Origin of the sequence: Rhizobium pisi (assembly GCF_003938655.1) — a bacterium.
GTDB classification, from domain to species: Bacteria; Pseudomonadota; Alphaproteobacteria; order Rhizobiales; family Rhizobiaceae; genus Rhizobium; species Rhizobium pisi.
This window is the reverse complement of record NZ_RJJT01000007.1, coordinates 43,368-58,781: the sequence shown is the minus strand read 5'-3', so window position 1 is coordinate 58,781 and position 15,414 is coordinate 43,368. Positions and strand designations below refer to the sequence as shown.

12 protein-coding genes are annotated in these 15,414 nt (G+C 58.9%); 6 read left to right on the top strand and 6 right to left on the bottom strand.

The genetic code is table 11. From position 1 onward, the window contains the following. The first annotated feature begins 104 nt into the window (after positions 1 to 104). Positions 105 to 1,574 carry a hypothetical protein gene (locus EFD55_RS11345; RefSeq protein ID WP_125845148.1) on the top strand — a complete coding sequence of 490 codons (1,470 nt, stop codon included), beginning with the start codon at positions 105 to 107 and terminating at the stop codon, positions 1,572 to 1,574. 176 nt (positions 1,575 to 1,750) lie between these two features. On the opposite strand, the gene EFD55_RS11340 is transcribed toward EFD55_RS11345, so the two are convergent. Next, complete coding sequence (locus EFD55_RS11340) at positions 1,751 to 2,050, bottom strand: hypothetical protein (RefSeq protein ID WP_125845147.1); 300 nt, start codon at positions 2,048 to 2,050, stop codon at positions 1,751 to 1,753. A 308-nt stretch (positions 2,051 to 2,358) separates the two neighbouring features. Between EFD55_RS11340 and EFD55_RS11330 the strand changes: the two genes are divergently transcribed. Continuing rightward, entirely contained in the window at positions 2,359 to 3,270 is a 912-nt protein-coding gene (locus EFD55_RS11330; protein ID WP_125845145.1) for a glycosyltransferase family 8 protein, read from the top strand. A gap of 25 nt (positions 3,271 to 3,295) precedes the next feature. Next, positions 3,296 to 4,318: a glycosyltransferase family 2 protein gene (locus tag EFD55_RS11325; RefSeq protein WP_125845356.1), complete on the top strand. Its 1,023-nt coding sequence runs from the start codon at positions 3,296 to 3,298 to the stop codon at positions 4,316 to 4,318. Between the two features lie 182 nt (positions 4,319 to 4,500). Here the strand turns inward: EFD55_RS11325 and EFD55_RS11320 are convergent, their stop codons facing one another. Next, a complete protein-coding gene (locus tag EFD55_RS11320) occupies positions 4,501 to 5,238 on the bottom strand; it encodes a Crp/Fnr family transcriptional regulator (RefSeq protein ID WP_125845144.1) in 738 nt (245 codons plus the stop codon). A gap of 451 nt (positions 5,239 to 5,689) precedes the next feature. Here EFD55_RS11320 and EFD55_RS11315 point away from each other — a divergent pair, with 451 nt between their 5' ends. After that, on the top strand, positions 5,690 to 6,346 hold the full coding sequence (locus EFD55_RS11315; protein ID WP_125845355.1) for a sugar transferase: 657 nt from the start codon (positions 5,690 to 5,692) through the stop codon (positions 6,344 to 6,346). A 124-nt stretch (positions 6,347 to 6,470) separates the two neighbouring features. Here EFD55_RS11315 and EFD55_RS11310 read toward each other — a convergent pair whose 3' ends face one another. Together EFD55_RS11310 and EFD55_RS11305 are read right to left on the bottom strand one after the other, a co-directional pair. After that, positions 6,471 to 6,770: a hypothetical protein gene (locus EFD55_RS11310; protein WP_125845143.1), complete on the bottom strand. Its 300-nt coding sequence runs from the start codon at positions 6,768 to 6,770 to the stop codon at positions 6,471 to 6,473. Between the two features lie 490 nt (positions 6,771 to 7,260). Further along, the gene (locus EFD55_RS11305) at positions 7,261 to 8,370 is read right to left on the bottom strand and encodes an acyltransferase family protein (protein WP_125845142.1); all 1,110 of its coding nucleotides are present in this window, start codon (positions 8,368 to 8,370) and stop codon (positions 7,261 to 7,263) included. Between the two features lie 254 nt (positions 8,371 to 8,624). On the opposite strand from EFD55_RS11305, the gene EFD55_RS11300 reads away from it, so the two are divergent. Beyond that, a complete protein-coding gene (locus EFD55_RS11300; RefSeq protein ID WP_125845141.1) occupies positions 8,625 to 10,943 on the top strand; it encodes a membrane-bound PQQ-dependent dehydrogenase, glucose/quinate/shikimate family in 2,319 nt (772 codons plus the stop codon). A 98-nt stretch (positions 10,944 to 11,041) separates the two neighbouring features. Then, a complete protein-coding gene (locus EFD55_RS11295; protein WP_165504803.1) occupies positions 11,042 to 12,835 on the top strand; it encodes an adenylate/guanylate cyclase domain-containing protein in 1,794 nt (597 codons plus the stop codon). A gap of 59 nt (positions 12,836 to 12,894) precedes the next feature. On the opposite strand, the gene EFD55_RS11290 is transcribed toward EFD55_RS11295, so the two are convergent. Together EFD55_RS11290 and EFD55_RS11285 are read right to left on the bottom strand one after the other, a co-directional pair. Further along, on the bottom strand, positions 12,895 to 13,662 hold the full coding sequence (locus EFD55_RS11290; RefSeq protein WP_125845140.1) for a coniferyl-alcohol dehydrogenase: 768 nt from the start codon (positions 13,660 to 13,662) through the stop codon (positions 12,895 to 12,897). Positions 13,663 to 13,746: 84 nt separating this feature from the next. Continuing rightward, positions 13,747 to 15,219: a benzaldehyde dehydrogenase gene (locus tag EFD55_RS11285; RefSeq protein ID WP_125845139.1), complete on the bottom strand. Its 1,473-nt coding sequence runs from the start codon at positions 15,217 to 15,219 to the stop codon at positions 13,747 to 13,749. Between the last annotated feature and the right edge of the window lie 195 nt (positions 15,220 to 15,414).

Below are 15,414 nucleotides of genomic sequence, written 5' to 3'. Positions count from 1 at the left end.
GACAGCTGGCGGCTTTCGCTCCGGGCAATAGGCCGAAAGATGGATGCCGGTCTTCGGCAAAAGCGCTGCTTCGGCGGTTCACCTCTAGGATCGGGACCGGAAGCATGTCGATAGAACCGATCGGTTTCATTACCTTGCTCCTCGGCATGCTTTGCATGGTCAACGGCGCGCGCTTCGCCATGGTGATCCTTTGCCTGTTGACGCTGCTGGGCGCCGCAGCGGCCCTCCAGTTGCCCGCACTTGGCGGCAGCAGTATTCAGCCGAGCCATCTTCTGGTACTTTTTCTCGTCGGGGCCGTCCTCCTGCGCCCGGTTCAGACGCAGGCCGCACTCGCCAGCCTCGCCTATCCGGGTCCCGGTTTCTGGTTTGCCGCCTACATCCTGTTTTCGGTGGTGTCGTCCTTCTTCCTGCCCCGCATCTTTGCCGGCGCGACCCTCGTCTATTCCTCCGCACGAGACCCATCCGGCATGATGTCGACGGTGGCCGCTCCGCTTGCTCCCGGCTCGTCCAATCTCAGCCAGTCCGTCTATCTGCTCGGCGACCTCGCCTGCTTTGCCGTCGTAGCCGGGCTTGCAAGGCTCGGATACGCCCGTTTCATCGCGCTGCAGCTGATCATAGCCTCGATCGTATGCTTTGCCTTCGCACTCATCGATTGGGGAACCTTCCTCACCGGCCAGTCGCACCTGCTCGATATCATCAGGAACGCGAACTATACGATGCATACGGCCGAGGCGATCCACGGCTTCAAGCGCATCGTCGGCCCCTTTCCCGAGGCGAGCATCTACGGCGCGATCGCATTGGCTTATTTCTCCTTCACGCTCATGCTTTGGCTGGAGCGCGTTCAAAGCCGCATGGCGGGGCTTGCAACTCTCCTTATCTGCCCGACGATCGTCCTGTGCACGTCGACCACCGCCTATATCGCCGGTATCTTCGCCGTCTGCATGTTTGTGCTGTTCTGCCTGAAACGACTGATCCGCGGCCCGACCGCCGCCTCGCATGTGACGTTCCTGGTGATCACGCTGTTCCTGATCCCCTGCGCCATCGTCGCGCTCAGCCTTGTCCCCGATGCGTGGGATTCCATTGCCGGTCTCGTAAATACCACCGTATCGGACAAGCTTCAGTCGCAATCCGGCGAAGAACGCACCGCCTGGAACACGCTGGCATTGATCGCTTTCGTCGATACTGCCACCTTCGGCGCCGGGCTCGGCACGGTTCGGGCCTCAAGTTTCATCGCCGCATTGCTGTCTAATGTCGGATTATCAGGCACCCTTCTCTTCGCCACCTTCCTGTATAGTCTTGTGAGGTCGTCCGGCCGGCGCATATCCGGCGATCGGGAGACGCATGCGATCGGAAACGCCGCCATCATGGCGTCCATCGCGCAGATCGGCTCGGCTGCGATCTCAGGAAGCGGCACCGATCTCGGCCTGCTGTTCAGCACCACCGCCGGTCTGGCAGTGGGCTGCCTGGCTGGCCCCTATGTCGCGCGGCGTCCGGCTACTCGAACGCTCGCGAACCGGCGTCCACCGGAGGCATCGGCATCTCTTACGAGAACGCCGACGTTTGCAACGCGATGACGACCGCCCCGAACTTCCCTCATGGCGAGAGACGGCGGCAATGCGCCGCGGCCACGCGCCGACCCGGCCGGTCGGCGGTGCCTCCTTCAGGGATTGCCGGTGAAATCATACGGTCGGACAGCTGCACTCCTGCAATTCCGTCCAGAGATGGATGCGCTGCGGGTTTTATTCCGCGGTCAGCTCTGCTGATGCTCGCTCGTGGCAGCGACATTGTCTGCCGCGGAATTGTTTTCCCGCAATCTGGCGCTGCGCCGTACAAATCCCGACAGGAACACGCCCGCGACGTAGCCGATTTCCATGAGCGCGAGGATAGCGACGCCCGAAAACGTCGCCGCGATCACGGAAGACCCGTCCGCGAAAGCCACGCCACCGAAGCCGATTGCCACGAGGAATGCGAATATCGCGAAGGCCCAGGCCCGGATGGAAGTGCCGGCAGCGATCGAAACCAGCGCGGCCACGAGTGTGATGATCAGCATGACAATCCTCCTTCCCTCTGCATCCCGAGAGTGGTCCGCGCAGGAATCCTCCTACGGCGGAACAGGATATCGAAACACTGCCTCGAGACAGGCAAGGCACTTTTCATGGCGAATATCTCAACAACGAAACACCCAAAAGCCGCCAGCAACCAGACGCTGCTCCATCCAACACGCAGGGCTGCCACCCGCAATATATACCGGACCGGACCGTCTTACGACAGGTCTGCCGGCTCAATCAACAACTGTTCCCTCGACCTGAAAGACAACAACGGTTCATTCCCGTTGCAGGCAACCGGAAGGGTAATGACATGAACAATCAGTGCCTCGTCTACGTCACGGACGTAGAGTATTCGTTTCCGACCATCCTCTCGGCGCTTCAGGCTCGCAAATTCGCAAGCCCGGCAACCGATGTCTGCGTCCTCATGTCGGAGCATCTGGACAATTTCGAAGAGCTGAAGGCGCTGCTTGCGGCAAGCAGGGTCGAATTGATCGATGCGACCGAAGCGCTGAAGGACTCACTCGGCAAGCTCGACAGTTCGCATTTTCAGGGCCGCATCAGCGTCAGCACGATGGCCAAACTGGTCCTCTGCGAAGTCCTGCCTGCCAATTATACCCAGATCATCTACCTCGATGGGGATACCCAGATCGTCAGCGATCTCGGCGCGTTCGAAAGCGCTGTCGTTCCCGAGGGCAGATTTTTCGCGGCACGCGATTACACGGCGATCCACGACTTTCTCGACACGGGAAAGGACAGCCACTATTTCAACGCCGGAGTGCTGAAATTCCATCGGAACGGCTGGATCGGGCAGGAGGCGCTTGAGCTTTTTGCCAGAAATCCCGAAGCATGTGACGGCAAACATGATCAGGGCGCATTGAACTACGTCTGCGGCTCCTCGCTCATCCTCATCTCGAACCGCTGGAACTTTCCCAAGCAGTTCCTTCATCTCGTGAACATGTCGTCCTTGTCGATCGTCCATTATATGGCGCATCCGAAGCCCTGGCATGGAACCTTCTTTCCGTGGACCGACACGGAAAGCCAAGTCTATGTCGACCTGCGCAAAGCACATCCGATTTACAACTCGCTGTACCGCGGAATAAGCTTCGATCGTAAGGTGCTGTATAAATACCGGTCGATACGAGCACGCATCCACCACGCGATTGAGGATCACGGACCCAATCCGCGGGTCCAGAGCCTGCTGGTCGGCGACTATGCCGTATGACGATGCATTGTTGGTTCGACCTGAAATGAGCTATCGCGCTTCCGCCGCCAGTATCTCCCATTTTGTCAAAGCCCGCCTTCGTCGCTCGCTCAAGGCCCGGCAGCTTCGCTACGACCGGCTGCGCAGCAGCCTCAGGCAGGCCCGTCACGTCCTCATCTGCGTGATCCGCGACGAAGGGCATCGGCTGGCATTCTTTCTGCAATATTATCGCGATCTCGGCTTCGAGCACTTCATCTGCATCGACAACGGCTCGACGGACGGCACCGTCGAATTGCTGTCCGGCTTCGATGATGTCTCCCTGATATCCGCTCATGGATCCTACAAGGCGGCGAGATTTGGAAACGACTGGATCAACGAAGTCATCAACCGCCATTGCCGGGGCAAATGGGTCCTTTACGTCGATGCGGACGAGTTCCTGGTCTATCCGCATTACGACACGCGGCCGATCGATCAACTGACCGCCTATATCGAATCCATGGGCGGCCGCTCCCTCCGTTCGGTCATGATCGACATGTACAGCCCGCTTCCCGTTGTCGAAAACATTTGCGAACCCGGTCGAAATCCGCTCGAGATCTGCAATCTCTTCGACCGATCCGGTTATGTCGCGCACTTCGACAAACGCAATTCGACGATATGGATCAAGGGCGGCGTTCGCGGGCGTGTCTATTTCCACGACCGGCTCTGGGACGGTCCCGCGCTCAACAAGATACCGCTGGTCTATGTGGCCGGCGAACGTCTGTTCCTCAAGTCGTCGCACCAGGTCTGGCCGCTTTCCCTGAATTTGGGCGAGATGCGCGGAGCGCCCGGCGTATCCGGCGCCCTCCTGCATTTCAAGTTCCTGTCGACCTTCGTTCACAAGGTCGCCGACGCGGCGCACCGAGCTCAACATACGGAGGAATATGCCGTTTATTCCTCGAATAAGGAGATCGATCACTTCGTCTATGACGACACCGGCACCTACAAAGGCTGGAAGGACCTGTCTGATCATGGACTGATCCAGGGCGAAGGGTGGCAATATTGGAAGAATGCTTCGGAGAGCGAAGTCTAGGGATACAGCCCGAATCCAATTGCGGTTTCGGCGATATGCTCCGTTGCGCCGGCTTGGCTTCAACCCACATCCACCGGCTATCCCTCGCATGCCGTTAGACAACGAAACCCGCCAGGCGGCGGGTTTCGAATAGATTTTCCTATTTCATCGGCCTTTATCGAGGCGGCGCTTCAAGCTTGGGATCACACGCCCTCGGCATAAGCTTCCAGCGCTTTTCGATTGAGAATGCGGATCTTGCCTTGTGCCCCATCGACCACCTTGCCCTCGCGCAAGCGTCGCAGGCACTGGTTGACCTTTTCGCGCGAGGCCGGCAGCGTCGCGGCGAGATCGTGTTGGGAGATGACGAGTTCGTCGCCGCTATTTTGCGCATCCATTCTGTACAGGGCGGAAAGGCGCAGCAGCGTCCGGGCCAATCGCTGTTTCAGATTCGACCCGGCGTTGGAAATGAGGCGCAGTTCGAGTTCGGAAACACGCGCCAGCGCCTTCGACAGGATATTCACCTGAAATTGCGGATTGTTTGCACATAACTCCCGCAGCAAGCGACCGTCGAAGAAATGCAGTTCGCAGTCCGACGAGGCCCGATATTCGAGACTGAGGGACTGCCTGCGCAGCACCTCCAACTCCCCGATCAAACCGCCCTTCGGAATGATTTCGACGATGAACTCCCGTCCATCGGGCAAGGGCGTGCTCGCACTCACCATCCCGCGCTGGACGCGGGCAAACATGTCGATCAGGACACCAGCGCCGGCAATGACTTCACCACGGCGAAATTTGCGAACACTCGACCGGGAAAACGGGAACTCGTGATCCAAATCCGCTCTGCCACCGTATTCAGCACCAGAACCGCAAGCAACCGCCTCGCCCATTCGGGCGGCGCCTCTTCCGGTTCTGTTGTCTCTGGTGCTAATTAACCCGTCCATACGCGAAACCCCACGAAGACTAACTGGCTTGTTATCGTCGGACAGCATTCGTAGTATATTAAATTAGAAAGTCAAATAATAATAATATAAAAATTTCGTGTTTAAACTATACATAATTGTGACGATTGCTCATATTTATATATAATAAAAACCACACATAATTCTGTCATTGAAAACAATTTTTGGGTGAATGACGGCTTTTATACAATAAAATGCGATCGACAACCAAAGGCACAAACCAGAAAACATAGTAACAACGTTGAGTAACAAAATACGCAACAGGAAGTATCTTATATTTACAAGAAAGCAAGATGAATTATTTCAAATAATCATAAAATTTACTTATAGGCGTAAAGAATTTATTCTATGATATGACCGCGGTCACAGACACCAAACCTGCATTAAAACAAGCTTTGGCTGTGATTTCTGCGAATGGCCGATGGAGACGCGGGTGACGGGAAAAAATCAGGGCATAAACCTCACCGAACCTTGGCAGGATTTCGCCAGGGCTCGACAGGAAAGGCGTCCGTTCAATTCATCTCAATCTCATCTGATCAGCAGAATTCTAAAGCGCGCATTGGACATCATTGTTGCGGCAGGTCTCCTATTCCTGCTGTCGCCGCTCCTTCTGTCCGTGGCAGCCATCATCACACTAAGTGATCGGGGTCCCCTCTTCAATTGCCATATTCGGGTTGGTTACAAGGGAAAAGAGTTCCGTTGCCGCAGGTTCCGCACGGCAAGCGCCGATGCGACGCCCAACCCTGAGGTAACCATCGTCGGTGATATCCTGGGACGATCGAGCCTCGACAAGCTTCCGCAATTGATCAACGTGCTGCTCGGTCAAATGAGCCTGGTCGGGCCGCGCGCGATCACCAGAGAAGAATTGCCGCGTTACGGCGAGCATGCCTATGCCTACATGGCCGTCCGTCCCGGCCTGACCGGCCATTGGCAGACCGGTGGTCGCAGCGACGCCAGCTATCAGAACAGGCTTGCCCTCGACGTCGAATATTTGTCCAACTGGACACTCGCATGGGACTTCGCAATCATGACGAAGACGCTCTCCGCCCTGCTTTCCCGGCACGCGCTATTGCCCAGGCTGGACTCCTGAGTATGCCGCGCAATCACGACATGCAAGAAGACGAAAGACCTGAGGCGCGGTGGGCAACTTTAAAAGATCGCGCCGCACCTTAGGCATTTCCCGCGCAACTCAGCAGCGTTTAACAGCAATGGCCTCATCCGTGAGGGCCCTTACCGGTCGCAGGCGAACGGTCGACGATGGCGTTCTTTTTCCGGCGCTTTTGAATATGCCCCCACAAGGAAAAAGTGAACAGGCCGGCCAGATAGCATATTTCCATCAGGACAAGCACCTCGAGAGAGGAAACGACCGCTTCCGTCCAAGAGGAACCCTTCAGCAGGATCACGATGCCCAAGGCCGTGACCAGCAGAAATGCAAAAGCCGCAAAGGCCCAGGCGCGAATGGTCGCTCCGGCGGCGATGGAGACGGCAATCACGACGAGCACGCTCTTCAGCATTACGACTCCTCTCTTCAGACCTCCTTCAAGCTGCCGCCGCCAGCTTCGATGACACGACAAATCTCAAAGTCGAAACGAAGTTCGATCGAAGTATTTTATCCGTTATCGTTAAAATATCGCTAAGACGTCGCGAACAAACCGACCGAACCACGCCGGGGAATATTCGACTATTCATCCGGCGAAGGAGCGTGACCGTCCAAAACCGGGAAATCTAGGGATGTCGCGACCGGAAAGATTTGCCTATTGCAGGATTATACAAGAGCTGGAGATGCAACCACAGCCGTCTTCCGCCGAACCGGACCTTCGTTTGATGGTTCTGAAAAGGTGAGTGCGAGCATAGGCTTACGCGGTCAGCACAGAGACACGCCGAGCGACCGGCATGCATCAACGAAACAGGGCTCGCAACGATGGCGAGCCCTGCGGATCTTGTATCGGTTAAGCACCGGCGATGGAATTCGTGCGGCCGGAGTTTCCGGCCGAATCGGGAAGTCTACTTCGAGACCGCGCCGGCCAACTCCCGTTTTGCACCACGCTGCAGGCTGAGATTTTCGAGCCAGGTGACTTGCTTGCGCAATTTCAACGCCGGCTTTTCGATGAATCTCCAGGAAAAAGCGGCAAAGCAGGTGGCGACGATGCTGCAGACGATGCCGTTCAACCACCAATTATGCGCCCAAGGCCCGAGTGCCACGAACGCCTGCTGGATCGGATAGCCATAGAGGAAGACGCCGTAGGAATAATCGGCGCCGCGCAGGATGCTGAGCTTGGGGGGTGAGGTGAGACCGAGGAAGACCGTGACATACCCCATTGCCGGTATGGCAATGAAATCCCCGAAGGATGTGAACCAATAGGCGCCCACTATGACCGCCACGGAGACGAGCAAAATTCGAACGTCCCAGAGAATCTTGTCCTTGTAGAGATAGAAAGTCACCCCCGCCAGAAAGGCACAAATGAGAAGATTGCCCGATGCGGTCGTCGGCATGACGCCCCAATCGCTTTCGTGTTTCCAGTATCGCGCAATGGCGAAGCTTATGATCAATGCCGGTGTTGCGATGAGGGCGATGACGCGCCGCCTGACCACGCCGAGCACGAAGAGCGCGGCGATCACCATGTAGCATTCGAGCTCGAAGGGCACTGTCCAGAGCTGCCCGTTCACCATCGCCGCGTCAGGATTATCCAGGAACACGCCGGGGAGATTGAAGTGAATATGTCCGGTGACATTCATCAAATATGTAAAGAACTGCGGATCGGTGAAATAGTCACGCAGGTCATACTCTGTATAGATCGCCCCGAGTATAAAGGCAGCCAGCAATACCTCTACCGTGAGTGCAGGATAGATTCGGATAAACCGGTTACCTAAGAAAGAGATCAATGTCTTCGATCGCTCGAGACTGCCCGCCACCAGGAACCCGCTCAAGACAAAGAACATGGGAAGCACGGACTTGAGAAGCGGACGAAGGGGCGACTCCCAGAGGAAAAGGTCATCGCCATATGTGACGCGGGCCGTATGTATCCAAAGCACTGAAAAAGCTAACAATAATCGCATATAGTCGAATCCTGACGGCCTCCCGTTCGCCAGATCAAGCTTTTCGCCGAGAACCATCTGTGCCCCTTTCAGAAGTATTGACGCAATTTGGAATGGCAAGCTGCCGCCGCAAAGCGGCCGTCGCATCCTTGCTGCAACGGGGACGCGTGTCAGTGACCAGAGGTACATCAGGAAAAAATTGAACGGGAAAGCGCCGCTCTCCCGAAGACGGATACCCGACCATCAAGCGAATGGCCCGGTGCCTCCCGAGGCGCCATTCGACGGTCAGGGATGAAATAGGATGATCGGGCGGCGAATTGGATGAGGGGACTATGAAATTTCTGGCTATCCTGTTCTCAATTGTTCTCGCCTTCATCGGCTTGGGGCTGGCGGGCGCCGGCGCCTGGCTGCTCAGCCTCGGCGGCTCGCCCTATTACGCGATCGTCGGGCTTGCCTATCTGGTTGCCGCGCTGCTGCTGTGGCGCCGGAAGGCATCTGGCGGCCTTATCGTTCTGCTCGTCGCCGTTTTCACGCTTCCATGGGCGCTATGGGAGTCGGGGCTTAATTTTTGGGCGCTCTTTGCCCGCGTGATGTCCCCGCTTGCGCTGGCGGGCTTCGCGCTTCTCTTTGCCCCGTCGCTTTCGCCGAACGCCAATCGCAGGATCTCCCATGGCGGCGCCTTGCTCGCCGCCGTCCTGTTCGCTGCGGGATTCAGCCTTGCTTTCACCCCGCACGGGGTCATCCGCCCGTCGGCCGACATCAGCGCCTACAAGGCGGCCAAGGGCGACAACACGCCCTCCGACTGGACATCCTATGGCCGCAGCACGGCAGGGGATCGCTATTCGCCCTTCGATCAGATCAATCGCGGCAATGTTTCCAGGCTGGACCTCGCCTGGACATATCGCACCGGCAAAAGCGAAGGCGCCGATCAGAACACGCCCCTGCAGATCGGTGATACGGTCTACACCTGTACGCCGACGGATGTGATTGCAGCGCTCGACGCCGATACCGGGAAACCCCGTTGGACCTTCGATCCGAAGGCGAGCGCACCTTATTGGCAACGTTGCCGCGGCCTCGGCTATTACAAGATGCCGAAAGAGGCCCAGTCGGCCGACGGCCTTTGCAACGAGCGCCTGGTGCAGACGACGATCGATGCCCGTCTCCTGGAGATCGACAGCAAGACCGGCGCACTCTGCAAGGACTTCGGAGACAATGGCACCGTCCAGCTGTCCCAGGGCATGGGCGAGGTCAAGGCAGGCTATTATTTCCAGACATCGGCGCCGCTGATTGCCCGCAATCTGATCGTCATCGGCGGCTGGGTCGTCGACAATCAGGAAACAGGCGAGCCCTCGGGCGTCATCCGCGCCTTCAACGTCGTCACCGGTGAACTCGAATGGGCGTGGGATCTCGGCAATCCTGAGATCACCAAGCTTCCGCCGGCGGGCCAGACCTATACCCGGGCGACGCCCAACATGTGGACGACAGCCGCATTCGACGACAAGCTCGGCCTCATCTATGCGCCGCTCGGCAACACCACCCCGGACTACTACGGCGCCAACCGCCCCGCCTTCGCCGACCAGTACAATGCGACGTTGGTGGCGCTCGATGTGACGACCGGTCGCGAGAGATGGAAGTTCCAGACCGTACACCACGACATCTGGGACTACGACCTGCCGTCCCAGCCGGCGCTGATCGACCTGCCCGACGGCAATGGCGCCACCGTGCCTGCTCTGCTGCAGACCACCAAACGTGGGCAACTTTTCCTGCTCAACCGCCAGACCGGCACGCCGCTTGCCGAGGTTCAGGAAAAACCGGTGCCTCAGCAGGGAGGCGCGCCGGAAGAGAAATTGTCTCCGACCCAACCCTATTCCGTCGGCATGCCGACGGTCGGCGCGGAACATGTGAGCGAGCAGACGGCCTGGGGCCTGACGATGTTCGATCAGCTGGCCTGCCGCATCGCCTTTCGAAACATGCGCTACGATGGCGATTTCACGCCGATCGGAACGCAGCAGGCGATCCAGCAACCCGGAAATCTCGGCGGCCTCAACTGGGGAAGCGTCTCCGTCGACCTGCCCAACAACCGGGTTTTTATGAATGACATCCGCGTGCCCAGCCTCTTTGCGCTCGTTCCTCGCAAAGACTATGTCGATTTTGCCCTGACGACGACCGCGCACGGGCCATCAGCCCCGCAGCGGGGCACGCCCTACGGCATGACCACCGAGATGTGGACCTCGAGGCTCCGCGTCCCCTGCACGCAACCGCCGTTCGGTACCGTCACGGCAATCGACCTGAACACCCGTAAGATTGCATGGCAGGTGCCGGCCGGAACCGCCGAGGAGCTCGGACCGTTCAAGTTCAAGACCAATCTTCCGATGCCCATGGGCCTGCCGAGTTACGCCGGCACGTCGGCAACCGCCGGCGGCGTCGTCTTCTTCGCCGGCTTCCAGGACTATTACATTCGCGCCTATAATGCCGAGAATGGCACCGAACTCTGGAAATATCCCCTGCCCGTCGGCTCGAGTGCGACGCCGATGACCTACATCTCGCCGAAGACAGGCAAGCAATATGTCCTGATTTCGGTCGGCGGAGCGCCATATTCGAAGGACAGCGGCGACTATGTTCTCGCCTTTTCTCTCAAAGACGGAGATTAACCTCTCGGGACTTCGAAATCGCGTCACACCGCCGAATTAGGGATTGGGCGACGTTAACGGCCCTCTGTGCTATTTTGGTCCGACAAGGAACAAAGGCCATGAGCTTGGCGCGAAAACTTGCGGCCATCCTGGTCGCGGATGTGGTCGGCTACAGTCGTCTCGCCGGTGCGGACGAGGACCGCATCTTGGCGCGACTGCGAACACTGCGCAGTGATCTGATCGATCCGACCATCGCCGTGCACAATGGCCGCGTCGTCAAGCGCACCGGAGACGGAAGCCTCATCGAATTCCGCAGCGTTGTCGATGCCGTGCGTTGCGCGATCGAAGTACAGACGGCCATGGTCGAGCGCAATGCCGGTGTCCAGCCTGACCACCGCATCGAATTCCGGGTCGGGATCCATCTCGGCGATGTCGTGGAGGAGAGCGATGGCGATTTGATGGGTGACGGCGTCAATATTGCCGCCCGGTTGGAGGGCGTTGCCAAGCCTGGCGCCATCTGTCTCTCCGAAGACGCTTATCGCCAGGTGAAGGCGCGCCTTGATCTTGCGGTGACCGATCTCGGCCCGATCCGTCTTAAGAATATCGCCGAACCGATGCGGGTCTATTCCCTTCGGATCGGAAGCGTGCTGCAGCCGGCAATACAAGCGCAGCCGCCCGCAACGGAAATGCCTTCGGTTAAGGCCATTCCCGACAAACCCTCCATCGCCGTGCTGGCGTTCAACAACATGAGCGGCGACGCCGAACAGGAATATTTCTCCGACGGCATCAGCGAGGACATCATTACCGACCTCTCAAAACTATCCGAGTTGCATGTGATCGCCCGCAACTCGTCTTTCGTCTACAAGAATGTCACAGCTTCCGTGCCTGACATGGCCAAGGCGCTGGGCGTCCGTTATGTTCTTGAGGGCAGCGTGCGCAAGGCCGGTAACCGGGTGCGGGTCACAGCCCAATTGATCGACGCTGACAATGGCGGACATATCTGGGCCAGCCGGTTCGATCGCGACCTCACCGACATTTTTGCGGTTCAGGATGAGCTCACACGAGAAATCGTGGCGGCGCTCAGGCTGAACCTCACGCACCGCGACCAGGGCCGGTTAGCGCAAGGACGCCCGGTCGATGTCGGCGCTTACGAGTTCCTGTTGCGTGGCCGGGAGCAGGCATCGGCCCACACCCGAACCGGAAACAGAGCGGCCCGCAGCCTGGCGGCGGATGCTATCGCCATCGATCCGGAATATGCAGCGGCCCTGGCGCTCATGTCCTTCACCCATGTGCTCGACTACGTCAACGCCTGGAGCAGCGATCCGGAAGCCTCGCTGCGGATGGGCATGGACCTCGCGCAGCAAGCAGTGGAAATGGCCGAAGAACAGCCAACCGGCCACTTCGCACTGGGCATGGCCTGCATGTGGAACCGCGAATTGGACCGGGCGCGGGCAGAAGTGCTGCGAGGCCTCGAGCTTTCGCCCAACTCTGCCGAACTCCTCATACTGATGGCCCATATCCAGATATTCTCCGGTAAACCCGCAGACGCCCTTGAGACACTTGACGCATCGATGCGGCTTGACCCGCACTATCCGGAAATTCTTCTCCAATTTCTCGCCGATGCGCGATTTTCTCTCGGCGAGTATGAGCAGGCGATTGTTGCCATCCAGCGACGGCTCCAACAAAACCCCCAATCGGAAACGGCCTATGCGCTGCTTGCGTCATGTTACGGCCACCTCGGCCGAATGGAGGAGAGCCGGCAGGCCTGGGAGAAGGCGCTTCAGATAAACCCCGACTTCTCCATCGAACGCCGCCGCCGCGTCCTCCCATTTCAAAACCCTGAGGATTTCAACCGCCGCGTCGATGGGCTCCGTAAGGCAGGACTGACGGTTCCTGATGTCGGTCCATGCTGAAGGGCAAGCAGGTTATCGACAGGTGCCTTTAAGCAACGAAGAAGCAGGGCCTTTGGCCATCAGGGGGCGGTCGCAGCGAGGCCGCCATCCACTGCCAGGTTGACGCCTACCACCCAGCGAGCGGCATCGGAGCAAAGGAAGAGAGTTGGCCCGGCGACCTCGTCGGCAAAGGCAGGGCGCTTCATCAAGCCCGCGTCTCGCTGCACCCGTTCTTCGCCCAGCATGGTGACGAAATCGCCGAGGATCGGCGTGAAAACCGGCCCCGGCGCCACCGAATTCATGCGGATGTCGTGCTGCATGAACAGATCGAAGCTGCGCACACGCGTCCAGACGATGAGCGCCTCCTTGAAATACTGATAGCAGGTCTCCTGTGCGACCGGATTGTCGTTCAGCCAAGCCAGTCCCTCGGCGAAATTCTTCGTCGCAGCGAGTGCACGGTGAGCTTCGACACGTTCAGGCCACTCGGCGCCAAGAATGGAGGCGAAATTGACAATCGATGCCCCCTTGCGCATCCGCGCCACCAGCGCTTCGGTAAGGTGGCGAAGCCCGAGATAATTGACCTTCGCAACGAGAGCTCGGTCGGCGGTTCCCGGCACGCCCGCCGCATTGATCAGCGCATCGACCTGCCCGGGAAGTGAGCGGACGGCAGCGTCGATTGCAGAGGGATCGCTCAGATCGGCCTTGATGAAGCCGTCAAGCGTCAGCATAGGATCATTCCGATCGAGGCCGATAACATGCGCGCCATGGAAGCGCGCCAGGCGGGCGACTTCACCCCCAATGCCTGAAGACGCACCGGTGATGACGATTGTTTTTCCGTGAAGATTCATGGGTATTGTCCTTGTCCCAGAAAGCGTAGAGTCCAGCCAGCGGTCCGCGGCCGGACCGGTAAAGTGATCCAAAGTACCGGCTGATCAGAACGGATACGGCGTTGCGGTTTTCTTGACCGAAACCCACTGCCACTGGGTGAATTCCTCGATATCCGCCGGCCCGCCCACCCGCGTGCCGTTGCCCGATTTGCCGCGTCCGCCGAAAGGGGCATACGGACCGCCATTGACCGTTTGGTCGTTGATATGCAACTGGCCGACCTCAAGCTCTTCTCCAACAGCCATCGCCCGGCCGATGTCGGCGGAAATGACCCCGGCGGCGAGGCCGTAGTCGGATCGATTGGCAAGCGCGATGGCCTCTTCATCGCTGCGGAAGGAAACGATGCAGGCGACAGGGCCGAAGACCTCCTCCTCGAAAGCGAGCATGCCGGGCTTCACGCCGGAAAGGACGGTTGCCGGATAGAAACGCCCATCGCTGCGCCCGCCGGCGAGCAGTCGCGCGCCCTTTGCGACGGCATCGTCGACAATCGCCTGGATCGCCGTCACCTGGGCATCGGAAATGATCGGCCCAAGCGCCACCTGATTGCTTGAGGGATCGCCAACCGGCAGGTGCGCGGCCTTTGCGACCAGCCGGTCAGTCACCGCCTGTTCGATTTTCTCGTCGATGAGAACCAGGCCGGTTGCCATGCAAATCTGCCCCTGGTGAAGGAACGCGCCCCAGGCTGCATTGGAGGCCGCCACGTCAGGGTCGGCGTCACCGAGAATGATCAGCGCGTTCTTGCCTCCGAGTTCGAGCTGCACACGTTTCAGGTTCCTGCCGGCAATCTCGCCAACCTTGGCGCCGCCGCGTGCGGAGCCCGTAAAGGAGATCATCGCCACGTTTGGATCGCTGCAGAGGGCTTCCCCGGCATCGGCACCGCCGGGCACGATCTGCAGAATGCCCGCCGGCAGGCCGGCCTCCTCGAAAATCCGGGCAATGATGATGCCGCCCGAGATCGGCGTGCGTGGATCTGGCTTGTGCACCACGGCATTGCCGACCGCCAGCGCCGCAGCAATGGAGCGAACCGAAAGGACCAGCGGAAAATTGAACGGCGAGATAACGCCAACGACGCCGTGCGGCACTCGCCGGGCATAATTTTCGCGATCGTCCATGCCAGGAAGGAACATACCGGACGGAGCCGTGGCAAGTGTTGCCGCATGGCGGATGAACAGCGCTCCGTGCTCGATTTCGATCATCGCCTTCTGATGGATCGAGCCCGACTCCTTCATGATCCACAGGGCGAGTTCCGCACCATTTGCCTCCAGCAAATCTGCGGCCCTGTTGAGGATGCGCGCACGCTCAGCACCGAGCATTTTCGCCCAGGCTTTCTGGGCAGCACGGGCCTCGCCTGCAGCGCGGGCGATGTCTGCTGGACCGCCAAGGCCGACGGAGGCGAGAACCGTTCCATTGGCCGGATCAGTGACATTGATCGTTCCCGCTTCGGTCCGATCCCAGCCGCCAAAGAAGGCGCGACCGCTCCAGCGCCCGGCATCGATGAAAGTGTGAGTTTGGATGTTCATGGTGTGGGCCTCCTCAGATCCTCTTGTCATGAGAGAAGGCATCGCTTCGCCATTACACGGTCCGCACGGTTCGTGCCGACGTCGGCTATGGTCGATGCTGCAATCCTCCCGGCCGCTGCTCCTCAAACGGCCGCTCCTTCCGTCGCAAAGCGCGTGCCAGTTTTCATTTTTGCCCAGCTGGATGCCGGCGAAGAC

What these genes read in the sequence shown, in the direction of transcription:
- EFD55_RS11295 (WP_165504803.1), top strand. Translation starts at nt 11,042, where the DNA reads ATGAGCTTGGCGCGAAAACTTGCGGCCATCCTGGTCGCGGATGTGGTC.
- EFD55_RS11285 (WP_125845139.1), bottom strand. Translation starts at nt 15,219, where the DNA reads ATGAACATCCAAACTCACACTTTCATCGATGCCGGGCGCTGGAGCGGT.
- EFD55_RS11290 (WP_125845140.1), bottom strand. Translation starts at nt 13,662, where the DNA reads ATGAATCTTCACGGAAAAACAATCGTCATCACCGGTGCGTCTTCAGGC.
- EFD55_RS11340 (WP_125845147.1), bottom strand. Translation starts at nt 2,050, where the DNA reads ATGCTGATCATCACACTCGTGGCCGCGCTGGTTTCGATCGCTGCCGGC.
- EFD55_RS11320 (WP_125845144.1), bottom strand. Translation starts at nt 5,238, where the DNA reads ATGGACGGGTTAATTAGCACCAGAGACAACAGAACCGGAAGAGGCGCC.
- EFD55_RS11300 (WP_125845141.1), top strand. Translation starts at nt 8,625, where the DNA reads ATGAAATTTCTGGCTATCCTGTTCTCAATTGTTCTCGCCTTCATCGGC.
- EFD55_RS11330 (WP_125845145.1), top strand. Translation starts at nt 2,359, where the DNA reads ATGAACAATCAGTGCCTCGTCTACGTCACGGACGTAGAGTATTCGTTT.
- EFD55_RS11325 (WP_125845356.1), top strand. Translation starts at nt 3,296, where the DNA reads ATGAGCTATCGCGCTTCCGCCGCCAGTATCTCCCATTTTGTCAAAGCC.
- EFD55_RS11305 (WP_125845142.1), bottom strand. Translation starts at nt 8,370, where the DNA reads ATGGTTCTCGGCGAAAAGCTTGATCTGGCGAACGGGAGGCCGTCAGGA.
- EFD55_RS11310 (WP_125845143.1), bottom strand. Translation starts at nt 6,770, where the DNA reads ATGCTGAAGAGCGTGCTCGTCGTGATTGCCGTCTCCATCGCCGCCGGA.
- EFD55_RS11345 (WP_125845148.1), top strand. Translation starts at nt 105, where the DNA reads ATGTCGATAGAACCGATCGGTTTCATTACCTTGCTCCTCGGCATGCTT.